General features: G+C 70.3%; 14 protein-coding genes. 5 read left to right on the top strand and 9 right to left on the bottom strand.

Annotated elements, in window-relative coordinates; genetic code table 11:
• Positions 1 to 14: 14 nt before the first annotated feature.
• The 5 genes from KB893_RS11840 to rfbB form a co-directional block, all read right to left on the bottom strand.
• On the bottom strand, positions 15 to 1364 hold the full coding sequence (locus tag KB893_RS11840) for a UDP-glucose dehydrogenase family protein (RefSeq protein WP_213173733.1): 1350 nt from the start codon (positions 1362 to 1364) through the stop codon (positions 15 to 17).
• 63 nt (positions 1365 to 1427) lie between these two features.
• Positions 1428 to 2333 carry a dTDP-4-dehydrorhamnose reductase gene (gene rfbD, locus KB893_RS11835; protein WP_211927015.1) on the bottom strand — a complete coding sequence of 302 codons (906 nt, stop codon included), beginning with the start codon at positions 2331 to 2333 and terminating at the stop codon, positions 1428 to 1430.
• A gap of 3 nt (positions 2334 to 2336) precedes the next feature.
• Positions 2337 to 2897 carry a dTDP-4-dehydrorhamnose 3,5-epimerase gene (rfbC, locus tag KB893_RS11830; RefSeq protein WP_211927014.1) on the bottom strand — a complete coding sequence of 187 codons (561 nt, stop codon included), beginning with the start codon at positions 2895 to 2897 and terminating at the stop codon, positions 2337 to 2339.
• Positions 2894 to 3778: a glucose-1-phosphate thymidylyltransferase RfbA gene (rfbA, locus tag KB893_RS11825; protein WP_211927013.1), complete on the bottom strand. Its 885-nt coding sequence runs from the start codon at positions 3776 to 3778 to the stop codon at positions 2894 to 2896. The genes rfbC and rfbA overlap by 4 nt, the downstream gene beginning before the upstream one ends.
• 2 nt (positions 3779 to 3780) lie before the next feature.
• Positions 3781 to 4842 (bottom strand): dTDP-glucose 4,6-dehydratase, encoded by a 1062-nt coding sequence (gene rfbB / locus KB893_RS11820; RefSeq protein ID WP_211927012.1) that lies wholly within the window; start codon positions 4840 to 4842, stop codon positions 3781 to 3783.
• A gap of 199 nt (positions 4843 to 5041) precedes the next feature.
• On the opposite strand from rfbB, the gene KB893_RS11815 reads away from it, so the two are divergent.
• The 4 genes from KB893_RS11815 to KB893_RS11800 all read left to right on the top strand — a co-directional run bounded on the left by KB893_RS11815 (position 5042) and on the right by KB893_RS11800 (position 8711).
• On the top strand, positions 5042 to 5779 hold the full coding sequence (locus tag KB893_RS11815) for a CoA transferase subunit A (RefSeq protein WP_211927011.1): 738 nt from the start codon (positions 5042 to 5044) through the stop codon (positions 5777 to 5779).
• Between the two features lie 25 nt (positions 5780 to 5804).
• Positions 5805 to 6431, top strand: a complete 627-nt coding sequence (locus KB893_RS11810; protein ID WP_211927010.1) for a CoA transferase subunit B — start codon at positions 5805 to 5807, stop codon at positions 6429 to 6431.
• Positions 6432 to 6520: 89 nt separating this feature from the next.
• Positions 6521 to 7810, top strand: coding sequence for a polysaccharide pyruvyl transferase family protein (locus tag KB893_RS11805; protein ID WP_211927009.1), 1290 nt, complete (start codon positions 6521 to 6523; stop codon positions 7808 to 7810).
• Complete coding sequence (locus KB893_RS11800) at positions 7803 to 8711, top strand: lysylphosphatidylglycerol synthase domain-containing protein (RefSeq protein WP_211927008.1); 909 nt, start codon at positions 7803 to 7805, stop codon at positions 8709 to 8711. Before KB893_RS11805 ends, KB893_RS11800 begins: the two co-directional genes overlap by 8 nt.
• A 35-nt stretch (positions 8712 to 8746) precedes the next feature.
• Here KB893_RS11800 and KB893_RS11795 read toward each other — a convergent pair whose 3' ends face one another.
• From KB893_RS11795 to KB893_RS11780, 4 genes are all read right to left on the bottom strand, one after another.
• The gene (locus tag KB893_RS11795; protein ID WP_211927007.1) at positions 8747 to 9844 is read right to left on the bottom strand and encodes a nitroreductase family protein; all 1098 of its coding nucleotides are present in this window, start codon (positions 9842 to 9844) and stop codon (positions 8747 to 8749) included.
• 15 nt (positions 9845 to 9859) lie between these two features.
• Positions 9860 to 10801, bottom strand: a complete 942-nt coding sequence (locus KB893_RS11790; RefSeq protein ID WP_213173732.1) for an electron transfer flavoprotein subunit alpha/FixB family protein — start codon at positions 10799 to 10801, stop codon at positions 9860 to 9862.
• Positions 10802 to 10879: 78 nt separating this feature from the next.
• Positions 10880 to 11626, bottom strand: coding sequence for an electron transfer flavoprotein subunit beta/FixA family protein (locus KB893_RS11785; protein WP_211927005.1), 747 nt, complete (start codon positions 11624 to 11626; stop codon positions 10880 to 10882).
• A gap of 148 nt (positions 11627 to 11774) precedes the next feature.
• Positions 11775 to 13376 (bottom strand): electron transfer flavoprotein-ubiquinone oxidoreductase, encoded by a 1602-nt coding sequence (locus KB893_RS11780; protein ID WP_211927004.1) that lies wholly within the window; start codon positions 13374 to 13376, stop codon positions 11775 to 11777.
• Between the two features lie 161 nt (positions 13377 to 13537).
• On the opposite strand from KB893_RS11780, the gene KB893_RS11775 reads away from it, so the two are divergent.
• Positions 13538 to 14890, top strand: a complete 1353-nt coding sequence (locus tag KB893_RS11775; RefSeq protein WP_246505617.1) for an amidase — start codon at positions 13538 to 13540, stop codon at positions 14888 to 14890.
• Positions 14891 to 14896: the final 6 nt, after the last annotated feature.

Here is a 14896-nt window from a genome sequence, read left to right as displayed (position 1 = left end):
GTTCGCTGTGCAGGTCAGGCGGCGGGTGGCGTCGCGACGGAGCGGCCGCGGCCGATGCCGTAGTACTGGATGCCGCAGTCCTCGACCAGCGCGGGATCGTAGATGTTGCGTCCGTCGAAGATCACCGGCGTCGACAGCCGCTCGCGGATCAGGGCGAAATCGGGGCTCCAGAATGCCTTCCACTCGGTCACCAGGACCAGGGCGTCGGCGCCGGTCAGGGCATCGTTGGCGCTGTCGCAGAGCACCAGGTCATCGCGCTCGCCGAACATGCGACGTGCCTCGCGCATGGCCTCCGGATCGAATGCCCGCGCCGTGGCGCCCGCTGCCCAGAGCGCACGAAGCAGTTCCACGCTCGGCGCCTCGCGCATGTCGTCGGTGCGCGGCTTGAAGGCGAGTCCCCACAGCGCGATCGTCTTGCCGGCGAGCGCGCCGTCGAAGTAGTCGGAGATCCGCTGGAAGAGCTTGCCCTTCTGGCGGGCGTTCACCGCCTCGACCGTCTGCAGGAGCTCGGCCTCGTGGCCCGCCTGCGCCGCGGTGCGCACCAGGGCCTTGACGTCCTTCGGGAAGCAGGAGCCGCCGTAGCCCGCGCCGGGATAGATGAAGTGATAGCCGATGCGCGGGTCCGAGCCGATGCCCTTGCGCACCATCTCGATGTCGGCGCCGACGCATTCGGCGATGTTGGCGATCTCGTTCATGAAGGAGATCTTGGTCGCGAGCATGGCGTTGGCCGCGTACTTGGTCAGCTCCGCCGACGGCGGATCCATCACCACGATGCGGTCCTGCTGGCGGTTGAACGGGCCGTACAGCTTGCGCATCGTGGCGATCGACTCCGGCTTGCGCGCGCCGATGACGATGCGGTCCGGACGCATGCAGTCTTCCACCGCCGCGCCCTCCTTCAGGAATTCCGGGTTGGAGACCACGTCGAAGTCGATCTGCACGCCACGTTCGTCGAGTACGCCCTGGATCGCCGTGCGCACCTTCTCGACGGTGCCGACAGGCACGGTGGACTTGTTGACGACGACCGCCGGGGCGCTGAGCTGCGCACCGATTCCGCGCGCGACCGCCAGCACGTATCCGAGATCCGCCGCGCCGTCCTCGTCGGGGGGCGTGCCGACCGCGATGAAGATCACCGCGGCACCGGCAACGCCTTCCGCGGCCGACGTGGTGAAGCGCAGCCGCCCGGCCTTGTGGTTGTCAACGACAAGGTCCTCGAGCCCCGGCTCGTAGATCGGGATCACGCCGTTGTTGAGGCCCTCGATCTTGGCCTGGTCGATGTCGACGCAGGTGACGGTGTTGCCGGCCTGGGCGAGGCAGGCGCCGGTGACGAGGCCGACATAGCCGGTTCCGAAAATCGTTGTCTTCACTGAAGGTCCTTGTTGAAGGGGCGGCCGCCGCCCGCGCGGGAGGCCGGAACGATCGGGCGCTGCCTACGGCGGCAACAGGTCCTCGATCACCTGCCGCAGGCCAAGGCGCCAGTCGGGCATGCGTATCCCGAAGTCGTCGTGAAGCCGCTGCGTATCCAGTCGCGAATACGCGGGCCGCCGGGCGGGCGTCGGGTAGTCTGCGGTGACGATCGGTGCCACACGTGGAGCCGCCTCGAGCAGACCGGCTTCCACTGCGGTCTCGAAGATCGCCGCGGCGAAGCCGTGCCAGGACGCCTCGCCCCCGGCCACCATGTTCCAGGTACCGCTACGCGCGTCGGTGGCGGTCTTGGCCAGGCACAGCGCGGTGGCCTGCGCGATCCACGGCGCGGGAGTCGGCGAGCCGACCTGGTCGGCCACGACCCGCAGCTCGTCGCGCTGTGCCCCGACCCGCAGCATCGTGCGCAGGAAGTTGCCGCCGCGCGGCCCGTAGACCCATGCGGTGCGGAAGATCATGTGGCGGCAGCCGGAGGCGCGCACCGCCTCCTCGCCGGCGAGCTTGCTCGCGCCGTAGACGCCGAGCGGCCCGGTGGGGTCTTCCTCGCGCCAGGGCCTCTGCGCATCGCCGGGGAACACGTAGTCGGTGGAGTAGTGGACCAGGCGCGCGCCGCGTGCGGCGCAGGCCGCGGCGAGCGCGCCGACCGATTCCGCATTGGCACGGAAGGCCGCGTCGCGATCGGATTCGGCCTTGTCGACCGCGGTATAGGCCGCGGCATTGACGATCAGGTCCGGCGCCACGCGTTCGACCAGCGTTGCGAGCGTCTCCGGACGATCCAGGTCCGCGACCTCGCAGGGGGCGCCGCCGGGCAGGCGGCCGCTGCGGGTGGTGGGGATGATCTCGCCGAGGCCCACGAGGCTGCGGTGCAGGCAGTAGCCGACCTGGCCGTTGGCGCCGATCAGGAGGATGCGCATCGCTCAGGCTCCCGGGAACGTCGGCAGCCGCGATTCCGGGATGTCGGCAAGCAGCGGGGCGGCGGCATCCTTCGCCGACAGCACCGGGTCGCTCACCGGCCAGTCGATGCCGATGGCGCCGTCGTTCCAGGCCACGTTGGCATCGGCGGTGGCGTCGTAGGGTGCGGTGCACATGTAGGCGAACAGCGCGTGCTCGCTCAGCGCGACGAAGCCGTGGGCGAAGCCCTCGGGGATCCAGAACTGGCGCTTGTTCTCGGCCGACAGCATGACGCCTGCCCAGCGGCCGAAGGTTGGCGAGCCGCGGCGGATGTCCACCGCCACGTCGAACACCTCGCCCTCGAGCACGCTGACCAGCTTGCCCTGCGGGTTGGGCCACTGGTAATGCAGGCCGCGCAGCACGCCTCGCGCCGAGCGCGACAGGTTGGACTGCACGAAGTCGGGCCCGATCCCGTGCGGGGCATAGCGCTCGCGGTTCCAGCTTTCCAGGAAGAAGCCGCGGGCGTCGCCGAAGACCCTGGGCTCGACGATCAGGCAGCCGGGCAAGGCGGTCTCGACGACGTTCATCGCACCGCCCCGCGCACGATCAGGTTCGACAGGTACTGGCCGTAACCGTTCTTCTTCAGCGGCGCGGCGAGGCGCTCGAGCTGGGCGTCGTCGATCCAGCCCTGCTGCCAGGCGATCTCCTCCGGGCAGCACACGCGCAGGCCCTGGCGCTGCTCGATGGTCTCGATGAACGTCGCCGCCTGCAGCAGCGACTGGTGCGTGCCGGTGTCGAGCCAGGCGTAGCCACGTCCCATCGCCTCCATGTGCAAGCTGCCACGGGCGAGGTAGAGCTTGTTGAGGTCGGTGATCTCGAGCTCCCCGCGCGGCGAGGGCTTCAGCGAGGCCGCGAGGTCGCAGACCTGGCCGTCGTAGAAGTAGAGCCCGGTCACGGCGTAGTTGGAGCGGGGCTTCGCCGGCTTCTCCTCGATGTCCACGACCTTGCCGCCCGCGTCGAACTCGGCGACGCCGTAGCGCTCGGGATCGCTGACGTAGTAGCCGAAGACCGTGGCGCCGGTCTCGCGTGCGTCGGCACGCTTGAGGAGCTCGGTCAGGCCGTGCCCGTAGAAGATGTTGTCGCCCAGCACCAGGCAGCTCGGGCTGCCGGCGAGGAAGTCGCGGCCGATCAGGAAGGCCTGGGCCAGGCCATCCGGGCTCGGCTGCACCGCGTACTCGATCCGCAGGCCCCATTGCGAGCCGTTGCCGAGCAGGCGCACGAACATTTCCTGCTCGTGCGGCGTGGTGATGATCAGGATCTCCCGGATCCCGGCGAGCATCAGCACGCCGAGGGGGTAGTAGATCATCGGCTTGTCGTACACCGGCAGCAGCTGCTTGCTGATGCCCTGGGTGATCGGATACAGCCGGGTGCCGGAGCCGCCGGCGAGGATGATGCCCTTGCGAGCCATGGTCAGGCCTCCTGCCCGAGACGTTCGAGACGGTAGGCGCCGTCGAGGATGCGCTGGGTCCAGGCGGTGTTGGCGAGATACCAGTCCACCGTGCGGGTGATGCCTTCCTCGAAGGTCACCGAGGGACTCCAGCCGAGTTCGTCCTGCAGCTTGCTCGCATCGATGGCGTAGCGGCGGTCGTGGCCGGGGCGGTCGCGGACGAAGGTGATCTGCGAGGCGCGCGGCTGGCCGTCGGCGCGCGGGCGGCGCTCGTCGAGCAGGCGGCAGATCGTCTCGACCACCACGATGTTCTCGCGCTCGGCGTTGCCGCCGACGTTGTAGGTCTCGCCGACGCGGCCGGCCTCGAGCACGCGCCGGATCGCCGCACAATGGTCCTTGACGTAGAGCCAGTCGCGCACGTTCCGGCCGTCGCCGTAGACCGGCAGCGCCTCGCCCGCGACCGCCTTGGCGATCACCAGCGGGATCAGCTTCTCGGGGAAGTGGTAGGGCCCGTAGTTGTTGGAGCAGTTGGTGGTGAGCGTCGGCAGCCCATAGGTGTGGTGGAACGCGCGGACGAGGTGGTCGGACGCCGCCTTGGAGGCCGAGTAGGGCGAATTGGGCGCGTACGGCGTGGATTCGGTGAACTTGCCCTCCTCGCCCAGCGTGCCGTAGACCTCGTCGGTGGAGACGTGCAGGAAGCGGAAGGCGTCCCTGCGCGCGCCGTCGAGGTTGCGCCAGTAGTCGCGCACGCTCTCCAGCAGGCCGAGGGTGCCGACGACATTGGTCTGCACGAAAGCGGCGGGGCCGTCGATGGAACGGTCGACGTGGCTCTCGGCGGCGAAGTTGAGCACCGCGTCCGGCCGGTGTTCGGCCAGGAGGCGCTGGACCAGGGCGCGGTCGCCGATGTCCCCCTGCACGAAGACGTGATCCGGATTGCCCTCGAGGCTGGCCAGGGTGTCGAGGTTGCCAGCGTAGGTCAGCAGGTCCAGGTTGACCACGCGCACCCCGGCGGCGACCGCGTCGAGCACGAAATTGCCGCCGATGAAGCCGGCGCCGCCGGTGACGAGCCAGGTCTGTGGGGACATGCGTTGCGGGATCCTTAGCGCGTTTGGGAGGGGGAGGCCGGCGGCCGACGCGACCGCACATTCTAGCGGCTTCCCGCCGCCGCGGCTGCCGCCGCGGCGCTGCCTGCGCCGTTGCGGGAGCAATTGCCCGAAGGTCCGCCTGCGTCCCCGAGGTATCGCCCGCTAGAATCCGGCTTCTTCGATTCCGGAGCGTACGGCGATGGCACAGGGCGAGGCGGCGGCGACGCTGCAGGATGGCGGCACGGGCAAACTCGCGGCGGACGCGGCCTCGGCCCTCGCAGGCGTGGTCGCCGACGGCCAGACCCTCGCCGTCGGCGGCTTCGGCCTCTGCGGCATTCCCGAGGCGCTGATCGAGGCGCTGCGCGACAGCGGGGTCAAGGGGCTGACGGTCATCTCCAACAACGCCGGCGTCGACGGCTTCGGCCTCGGCCTGCTGCTGGCCACGCGCCAGATCCGCAAGATGATTTCGTCCTACGTGGGCGAGAACAAGGAGTTCGAGCGCCAGTACCTGTCGGGCGAGCTCGAGCTCGAGTTCAACCCGCAGGGCACCCTGGCCGAGCGCCTGCGCGCCGGCGGTGCGGGCATCCCCGCCTTCTTCACCGCGACCGGCTACGGCACGATCGTGGCCGAGGGCAAGGAGACGCGCGAGTTCGACGGCAAGCACTACGTCATGGAGACCGCGCTGAAGGCCGACGTGGCCCTGGTCAAGGCCTGGAAGGCGGACCGCGCCGGCAACCTGGTGTTCCGCAAGACCGCGCGCAACTTCAATCCCGCCTGCGCGATGGCCGGCAGGGTCTGCATCGCCGAGGTCGAGGAGTTGGTCGAGATCGGCCAGATCGAACCCGACGCGGTGCACCTGCCGGGCATCTACGTCGACCGCATCGTCCTCAACCCGACCCCTGAGAAGCGCATCGAGCAGCGCATCGTGCGCGCCTGAGCGCGCCGTACCCGGAGATCACGACATGCCCTGGACCCGTGACCAGATGGCGCAGCGCGCCGCGCAGGAACTCACCGACGGCGCCTACGTCAACCTCGGCATCGGCCTGCCGACCCTGGTGGCCAACCACATCCCCGACGGCGTCGACGTCTGGCTGCAGTCGGAGAACGGCCTGCTCGGCATCGGCCCGTTCCCGGCCGAGGAGGAGGTCGACGCCGACCTCATCAACGCCGGCAAGCAGACCGTCACCGCGCGCAGGGGCGCGGCCTACTTCGGCAGCGACGACTCCTTCGCGATGATCCGCGGCGGCCACATCGACCTGGCCATCCTCGGCGCCATGCAGGTGACCGAGAAGGGCGACCTCGCCAACTGGATGGTGCCCGGCAAGATGGTCAAGGGCATGGGCGGGGCGATGGACCTGGTCGCCGGCGTCAAGCGCGTGGTGGTGCTGATGGAGCACGTCGCCAGGAACGGCGAGCACAAGATCCTGCCCGAGTGCACGCTGCCGCTGACGGGTCTCGGCGTGGTCGACCGCATCATCACCGACCTGGCCGTGCTCGACGTCACCCCAGACGGCCTGAAGCTCGTCGAACTGGCGCCCGAAGTCGGTGCGGACGAGCTGCGGGAGAAGACCGGCGTCACCGTTTCCTGAGCCGGCGGGCCCGTCGACGGCGGGCGTTGCTAGACTTCGCGCCTTCGCGGACGGCCGCTCCGGCTTCCGCAGCAGGAGCGAATCCCCCCGTGCCGTCCAACGCCTACTCCATCATCGCCGCGACCTGCCACGGCAACCGCGGCGCCGAAGCCATGCTCGAAACCGTCGTCGGCCGCCTGCGCGAAGCGCAGCCGGACCTGCGATTCCACGTCTTCACCTATTACCCGGAGGCCGACCGGCAGCTCGTCCAGGATCCGGCGCTGACCCTGCACAGCTCCACGCCGATGGCCCTGGTGGCCTGGCTGCTGCCGTGGTCGCTGGTCTTCGGGCTGCTGCGGCTCGTGTTCGGCCGGCGGGTGCTGCGTATGGCTCCTGCCGCGGTCCGCGGCCTCGGCGAGTCGCGGGCGCTGGTCGACCTTGCCGGCGTCGCCTTCATCGACGGCCGCGAGAAGTTCCTCCCGTTCAACGTGCTCACCCTGCTGCCGGCGTGGCTGCTCGGTACGCCCGTGGTCAAGATGCCGCAGGCGGTGGGGCCGTTCGAGCGCCCGCTCAACCGGCTGGCGGCGCGCGTGGTGCTGCCCATGTGCGCGATGATCTGGGCGCGCGGTGGACGCACCCGTGAGCACCTGGAGCAGGCAGCCTTTCCGGGAGTGCGCTTCATCCAGGCCGACGACATCGCCTTCAACCACAAGAACGGCTACAGCCTGACGCAGGAGGAGGGGGGCGCCCTCGATGCGCGCTTCGCCGCGCTTGCCTCGGCGCGCGGCGTCTCTGGTGTGACCGGCGTCGTCGGCCTGTGCCCCAGTTCGGTGGTGGCGGTGAAGGCGCGCAAGGAGGGCGGTGCCTACGAGGACATCCTCGCGCGCCTGGTGGCCGATCTCAGCGGCAGCGGCTACCTCGTGGTGCTGTTCCCGAACGCGACCCGTGACGCGGCCGGAGAGGCCGAGCGCAACAACGACCTGCCGCTGATCCGACGCATCCTCGCCGCAGCCGGGACTTCCCTGCCCGTGACGCCGCTGGCCTTCGACCTCGACATGAATGCCGCCGCCATCAAGCGGCTCATCGCGGAGATGGACGTGGTCCTGGTGTCGCGCTTCCATGCCATGGTCGGTGCGCTCGCACTGGGCGTGCCCGCAGCGGTCCTGGGCTGGAGCCACAAGTACGCCGAGGTCATGGCGCGCTTCGGTCTCGAGGGCAACGTCATGGACTACAAGCAGCTCAGCGGCCCTGCCCTGCGCGAGCGCGTCGACGCCATCTTCCAGTCGCGCCAGGCGATGCGCGCGCAGATCCTGGAGCGCCTGCCGGAGGTCAAGGCCAGCGCCGAGCGGCCGGTGGTGGCACTTCTGGAGCCGGGCTTCGGGAGCGGCGGCCTTGCGTGAGCGCCTCGGCACGATCGCCAAGTGGGCATGGGTCGCCTGCGTCGCGCTCGCGGCTGGAGCGCTGATCTGGCGTTCCCGCCAGGACATCGTCGAGATGCTGCACCGCATCCCGGCGTGGATGCTTGCGGCGAGTGCGCTGCTGACCGTCGCGGCCAAGCTGCTGCTGGGCGAGAACGCGCGCATCGCCGCAGCACGCAGCGGCATCACGCTCGACTATGCGACCGCGGCCAAGCTCTACAACCTCAGCCAGATGGGCAAGTACCTGCCCGGCTCGATCTGGCAGTTCGTCGGCCGTGCGGCGGCCTATCGCAGCCGTGGCGCAGGCTACGCGCAGATCCGCGACAGCCTCGTCACCGAGAGCCTGTGGGTGATCGGTGCGGCGGCGCTCGTAGGCCTGCTTCTCTGTGGTCCGGCCGCCCTCGCCGCCATCGAAGGCAGCCTCAACGCCATGCTGCGCTGGTGGCTGTTCGGCGGCGCCGCACTGGCGGCGGTGGGCGTCGTCGCGCTCCTGCTGTGGAAGCGGGACGCGCTGCTTCGCTACGCGCGCAGCGCCATTCCGACGCCGCGGGTCGTCCTGGTCCAGGCCGGCATCTGGTTGTTGCTCGGCCTGGCGTTCTGGGTCCTGGTGCGCGCATGCGGGATGGCAGCGGGTCCGCTGTTCTCGACGGGGCTGTTCGCTGCCGCCTATGCCGTGGGCTTCCTCGTCCCCTTCGCTCCTGCGGGGCTCGGTATCCGCGACGGAATCCTGACCCTGGGGCTGCTGCCGTACACCGGCGCGGGCGAGGCGCTGGCGGTCACGGTCGTGGCGAGGCTGATCTACCTGCTCGTCGAACTCGTGCTGGTCGCGCTGCAGGAACCCATCCTGGCATGGCGTGCGCGTCGCAGGGGCAGCGCCGCCTGAGGTCCGAGGCGGCGTACGCCCCGCCACCGCCAGGCTCAGTCGCGCGGGGCGAGTTCGTTGTAGCGGCGCAGGACGTCCAGCGGCTTCTTCTGCGAGAACGGGATCAGGCCTTCGGGATCGGCGTAGCCGATCGCGATGAGCATGATCACCCGCTCGTCGTAGTCGAGCCCGAGCGTGCGCTGCATCTTCGCCTCGAGGGGCTCGAAGTCGGGCCAGTTGATCACGCTCGAGGACAGGCCCAGGGTTTCCAGCGCGTACATGAATCCCATCGCAGCCAGCGACGCATCGACGTAGATGACGTGGCGGTCGCGTGGGCTGAAGTAGTGACTCAGGCGGCCCACCACCACAGCGATGGTCGGGATCTGGTGCGAATAGCCGGCAGAGCCGAACGGCACCGCCGCGACCGTCTTCACCATGGCCGGGTCATCGAAGATCCGGAACTCGTAGGGCAGCCGGTTGCAGGCAGTCGGGGACTGCCGTCCGACGAGCAGGGCCTTGTCGACGAGGTCGCGCGGGACCGCATCCGGCTTGAACCAGCGCACCGAGCGCCGCTGGAGCGCGAGGTCGAGCAGGTCCTGGTAGGTCGCGGCGCTGGTCGTCCCTTCGGCACGACGATACGGCCTCGCCCTGCTGCTGCCGGGGTCGAAGCGCGCCCTCGTGGCGACGAAGCGGCGCTTGGCTTCCGTCACCACCGGATTGCCCTCGTCGACCAGGGAGAAGTACTCCGTCAGCACGGCGAAACCCCAGTCCAGCTCCTCGTGTTCGATGCAGCCGTCGGTATGGTGTCTGACGGCAGCCTCGTAGAACTCGATGGTCTCGATGAGGTAGTCGAGCGCGAACACGCTGCGCCGGGGCTGCATCGAGATGCCCTTCTCGAGGCGATGGATGTTGCGTCGCAGCTCCGTGTAGGTGCGGCGCTGCCGGCCGAGGTTGCGGTAGTAGTCGCGCCGCCCCCGCAGCACGGCGAACTGCTCGCGATTGAAGGTCGGAAAGGTAAGGATGCTGTAGGGGATCGAAAGCACGCGGTGCGCGCCGAAGAATTCGGCGGCTCCCCGCATCGTGGCCTCGTAGAGCTTCCGGATCCAGACGATCGCCAGCAGGCGCTTGGCGAGGTTCTTGAGCTGGCTGATCATCGGTTCTGGGGGGTCCTAGGAGAGCGCGGCTTCGAGTTCCGGCAGCACCTTGAACAGGTCGCCGACCAGGCCGATGTCGGCGATCTCGAAGATCGGGGCCTCGGGGTCCTTGTTGATGGCGACGATGGTGCGGGCGTCCTTGATGCCGGTGAGGTGCTGGATCGCGCCGGAGATGCCGACGGCGACGTAGAGCTCGGGGGCGATGATCTTGCCGGTCTGGCCGACCTGCATCTCGTTCGGCACGTAGCCGGCGTCGACCGCGGCGCGCGAGGCGCCGACCGCGGCGCCGAGCCTGTCGGCGAGCTTGTAGATGATCTCGAAGTTCTCGGCCGAGCCGACGCCGCGGCCGCCGGAGACCACGCGCTGCGCGCTCTGCAGGTCCGGACGGTCGCTCTTGGCCTGCGAGAGGTCCTTGTAGCGGGTGTGGGTCGGCAGCGTCGCGTCGACGGCGACGTTCTCCACCGCGGCGCTGCCACCGCCGGCCGCGGCCTGCCAGGAGGCGACGCGCACGGTGGCCACGACGGTCTCGTCGGCCGGTACCTCGACGGTGACGATGGCGTTGCCCGCGTACATCGGGCGGGTGAACCGGCTCGGGCCTTCGACGCTCATCAGGTCGCTGACCTGGCCGGTGCCCAGCAGCGCGGCGACCGCCGGCATCAGGTCCTTGCCGAAGGTGGTCGAGGGGCCGAAGACATGGCTGTAGCCTTCGGCCAGCTTCGCGACCTGCGGCGCGTAGACCTGCGCGACGGGGTGCTCGTTGGCGGGATTGGCCACCGCCAGCACGCGGCTCACGCCCTCGATCCGCGCGGCCTCGGCGGCGACGGCGGCCGGGTCGGCGGCCAGCACGGCCACGTCGATGGCCTCGGGCGAAATCGCCCGGGCCGCGGCGACGACCTTGGCGGTGGCGGGGTTGAGCTGTCCGCCGAGGTGTTCGGCGACGATCAGGACCTTGGACATTGCGTTCTCCTCGGGCCGCGCGCGGGGCGCTGCGGCGGAATCAGGGGACGGGCGCGGCCGCACGCGGCGGCTGCGGTGTCAGGCCAGGCCGTTGGCCTTGAGCTGTTCGACCAGTTCGGCGACGTCCTTGACCATGACGCCCTTCTTGCGCGCCTCCGGCGGAGCGAAGGTCGACAGCGTCTGCTCGCCGCCGACGGCGACGCCGAGGTCGGCGAAGGGAATGCTCTCGATCGGCTTGGACTTGGCCTTCATGATGTCCGGCAGCTTGATGAAGCGCGGCTCGTTGAGGCGCAGGTCGGTGGTGACCACCGCCGGCAGGTCGATCTCCAGCGTTTCCAGGCCGGCGTCGACCTCGCGGGTCACCGTGGCCGTGTCGCCCGAGACCTCCAGCTTGGAGGCGAAGGTCGCCTGCGGGCGGCCCCACAGCGTGGCCAGCATCTGCCCGGTCTGGTTGGCGTCGTCGTCGATGGCCTGCTTGCCGAGGATCACCAGGCCCGGCTGTTCCTTCTCGACGAGCTTGAGGAAGGCGCGCGCCGCGGTCAGCGGCTGCAGCGGCGCATCGGTGACCACGTGGATCGCGCGGTTGGCGCCCATCGCCAGGCCGTTGCGGATGTGGGCCTGCGCATCGGCCGGGCCCATCGTCACCACCACGACCTCCTCGGCCACGCCCTTCTCGCGCAGCCGCAGCGCCTCTTCCAGGGCGATCTCGTCGAAGGGATTGGCGGACAGCTTGACGCCGTCGGTCACCACGCCGGAGCCGTCCGGCTTGACCTGGATGCGGACGTTGTAGTCCACCACCCGCTTGTATCCGACCAGGATCTTCATCGTGTTCGTCGTCCCGAGCAGCGGCCCGCGGTCGGGCCATAAGAGGCGGAATTGTACCCGCAGCCCGGGGGCGCTCCAAACGCGCGTTTGATTCCGGATGACGGAACCGGTGGCGGCAGGAGGCCGCGCGGAGCCCGCGCGCCGGGGACTAGAGGTTCTGGTAGTTCGGCCCCGATCCGCCCTCGGGCGTGACCCAGTCGATGATCGCGTAGGGGTCCTTGATGTCGCAGGTCTTGCAGTGCACGCAGTTGGCGGCGTTGATCTGCAGGCGGCGACCGCCCTCGTCCTCGACCATCTCGTAGACACCGGCCGGGCAGAAGCGCTCGCAGGGGTTGCCGTATTCCTCGGTGCAGCGGTCGACGCAGATGCTGGTGTCGCGCACCCTGAGGTGGACCGGCTGGTCCTCGTCGTGCTCGGTGGCGGCGAAGTAGACGCCGGCCAGGCGGTCGCGCGGGGGCAGGGTGCGCTGCACGTAGTCGCGCTTCGGCGCCTCGTGGCCGTCGAGCTTGTCGAGGCTGGTCCAGTCGGCCTTGACCTTCAGCGTCCACGGCGACCTGCCGCCGGTCAGGGTCTCCCAGCCGGCGTTGGCCAGGCCCATCCACAGGCCCTTCTTGAAGCCGGGCTTGATGTTGCGGACCGTCCTGAGCTCGCGCATCACCTCCGAGCCGCGCAGCGCGGCGTCCCAGCCTTCCGGAGAGAGCGTGCCGGCGAGGTGCCGCGCGGCGAGCATGCCGGAGCGGATCGCCTGGTGGGTGCCCTTGATCTTGGGCACGTTGAGCAGGCCGGCGGTGTCGCCGATCAGGATCGCGCCGGGCATCTCGCACTTCGGCAGCGACTGCCAGCCACCGGTGACGATGGCGCGCGCGCCCGCGGAGAGGATGGTGCCGCCCTCGAGCAGCGGCTTGACCGTCGGATGGTGCTTCCACTGCTGGAAGGCCTCGTACGGCCGGAACATCGGGTCGCGGTAGTCGAGCCCGGCGACCAGGCCCAGCGCCACCTGGTTGTTGTCGAGGTGGTACAGGAAGCTGCCGCCGTAGGTCGACGGGTCCATCGGCCAGCCGAGCGAGTGCACGATCTTCCCCGGCGACACCCGGCCCTCGGGCAGCTGCCAGAGCTCCTTGATGCCGATGGAGTAGGCCTGCGGATCCGAGAGCGCGTCCAGGTCGAAGCGCTTGATCAGCTGCTTGGTGAGGTGCCCGCGTGCACCCTCGGCGAGCACGGTCACCTTGGCGCGGATGTCGATGCCCTGGGTGTAGGTCGGCTTGTGCGTGGCGTCGCGGGCCACGCCCATGTCGCCGATGCGCACGCCGCCGACCGAGCCGTCGTCGTTGAAGAAGGGTTCGGCCGCGGCGAAGCCGGGATAGATCTCGACGCCGAGCGCCTCGGCCTGCGGCGCCAGCCAGGCGCACATCGCCCCGAGCGAGACGATGAAGTTGCCGTGGTTGCGCATCTGCGGCGGCACCACCGGCGCCTTGCGCCCGCCGGTCCTGGTGAGGAACCAGAACTCGTCCTCGGTGGCCGGCACGCACACCGGCGGCGGCGCGTCGCGCCAGCCGGGGAGCAGCTCGTCGAGCGGCTGCGGTTCGATCACCGCGCCCGACAGCACCTGCGCGCCGATGGTCGAGGACTTCTCGATCACGCACACCGACAGCTCGGGCCTGGTCTGCTTCAGGTGGATGGCGAACGCGAGACCGGCCGGGCCTGCGCCCACGGTCACCACGTCGTATTCCATGAATTCGCGTTCGCTCATCGTCCCTCTCTCCTGGCGTGCGGCGTATGGCTCGTCGCTGGCTGGCGGCATTCTCGGGTTTTGCCGGCAACGCGGCAAATGGCATCATCGTGGGTCCCGCGTCGATGCGATGGCTGCAACGTCGCGTCGCCGCGGCGCTCTACAGCAGTGCCGGACGCCCCATGAACGATGCCATCGACGCCCTCCGCAACGCCGACCTGCCGCGCGTGCTGCGCGCACTCGCCCTCGGCGAGACCACGAGCCAGGCGCTGACCGAAGCCTGCCTCGCCGCGATCGCGCGCGACGCGCATCTCAATGCCTGGATCCACGTCGATGCCGACGGCGCGCGCGCCGCCGCGCGCGCGTCGGACGCGCGCCGCGCCGCCGGTGGCGCGATCGGCCGGCTCGACGGGGTGCCGCTGGCGCTCAACGACAACTTCGACGCCGAGGGCATGCCCACCAGCCAGGGCCTGCCGCTGCGCGACGGGCTGATCGCGTTCGACGATTCCGCGGTGGCCGCGCGCCTGCGCGGTGCCGGCGCGGTGCTGCTTGGCAAGACCAACATGGACGAGGCCGCGCTCGGCACCAGCGGGCGCAATCCGCACTACGGCGACGTCGGCAACCCGCACCTGCCCGGCTGCGCCAGCGGTGGGTCCTCCTCGGGCGCCGCGGCCGCGGTGGCGGCGGGGCACGCCATCGCCGCGGTCGGGTCCGATACCGTCGGTTCGGTGCGCCTGCCGGCGACCTTCTGCGGTCTGGTCGGACTCAAGCCGACCTTCGGCGAGATCTCCTGCCGCGGCATGGCGCCGGCGCTGCGCCGGCTCGACTGCCCGGGCACGATCACCCGCAGCGTCGCCGACGCCGCCCTGCTGCTGAAGGTGATGGCCGGCTACGACCCGGGCGATCCGTACACGCGGGCGCGGCGGGTGCCGTTCGCCACGCCGGACTGGGAGCCGGGCCGGCTCAAGGTAGGGCTCGTCTCCGGCCTGCGCGGGCTCGGCGCCTCGCCGCAGGTGGTGGATGCCTTCCGCGCCGCGGTGGAACGCGCCGGGCCGGTGCTGGGCCAGGCACGGGAGGCGACGCTCGATATGAACGCGCTCGACATCTCGACCAGCCGCCACGCCGCGCTGCTGCTGATGGAGGCGGAGATCCTCGCTGCCCAGGGGCAGGCGCTGGCCGAAGGGTCGGAGCGCCTGCGTGGGCTGCTGGCCTACGCCGAGACCCGCACCGCGGCCGACTACGTGCGCGCCGACCGGCGCCTGGACGAACACGTCGTCGAGTTCCGCGCGCGCTTCGCCGACATCGACGTGCTGCTGCTGCCGGTCGCGCCGGGCGCGCCGCCCGCTGCCGGCGACGATGAGCCGGGCAACCTCGCCGACTTCACCGCACTGGCCAGCCTCGCCGGCTGCCCCGCGCTGAGCCTGCCGCTGCCCGGCGGGCTCGGCCTGCAGCTGGTCGGCCCGCGCGGCAGCGACCTGCGCCTGATCGAACTCGGCGAGATCCTGCAGGCGGTGCTGGGCGCCGAGGCCGGCTGAGCCGCC

The organism is Coralloluteibacterium stylophorae (assembly GCF_018122625.2).
In the GTDB taxonomy this organism is placed as follows: domain Bacteria; phylum Pseudomonadota; class Gammaproteobacteria; order Xanthomonadales; family Xanthomonadaceae; genus Coralloluteibacterium; species Coralloluteibacterium stylophorae.
Note: the sequence above shows the minus strand (reverse complement) of the source record. Positions and strands in the feature narration are given on the sequence as shown.

What these genes read in the sequence shown, in the direction of transcription:
- KB893_RS11775 (WP_246505617.1), top strand. Translation starts at nt 13,538, where the DNA reads ATGAACGATGCCATCGACGCCCTCCGCAACGCCGACCTGCCGCGCGTG.
- KB893_RS11790 (WP_213173732.1), bottom strand. Translation starts at nt 10,801, where the DNA reads ATGTCCAAGGTCCTGATCGTCGCCGAACACCTCGGCGGACAGCTCAAC.
- rfbC (WP_211927014.1), bottom strand. Translation starts at nt 2,897, where the DNA reads ATGAACGTCGTCGAGACCGCCTTGCCCGGCTGCCTGATCGTCGAGCCC.
- rfbA (WP_211927013.1), bottom strand. Translation starts at nt 3,778, where the DNA reads ATGGCTCGCAAGGGCATCATCCTCGCCGGCGGCTCCGGCACCCGGCTG.
- KB893_RS11810 (WP_211927010.1), top strand. Translation starts at nt 5,805, where the DNA reads ATGCCCTGGACCCGTGACCAGATGGCGCAGCGCGCCGCGCAGGAACTC.
- KB893_RS11795 (WP_211927007.1), bottom strand. Translation starts at nt 9,844, where the DNA reads ATGATCAGCCAGCTCAAGAACCTCGCCAAGCGCCTGCTGGCGATCGTC.
- rfbB (WP_211927012.1), bottom strand. Translation starts at nt 4,842, where the DNA reads ATGTCCCCACAGACCTGGCTCGTCACCGGCGGCGCCGGCTTCATCGGC.
- KB893_RS11780 (WP_211927004.1), bottom strand. Translation starts at nt 13,376, where the DNA reads ATGAGCGAACGCGAATTCATGGAATACGACGTGGTGACCGTGGGCGCA.
- KB893_RS11785 (WP_211927005.1), bottom strand. Translation starts at nt 11,626, where the DNA reads ATGAAGATCCTGGTCGGATACAAGCGGGTGGTGGACTACAACGTCCGC.
- rfbD (WP_211927015.1), bottom strand. Translation starts at nt 2,333, where the DNA reads ATGCGCATCCTCCTGATCGGCGCCAACGGCCAGGTCGGCTACTGCCTG.
- KB893_RS11815 (WP_211927011.1), top strand. Translation starts at nt 5,042, where the DNA reads ATGGCACAGGGCGAGGCGGCGGCGACGCTGCAGGATGGCGGCACGGGC.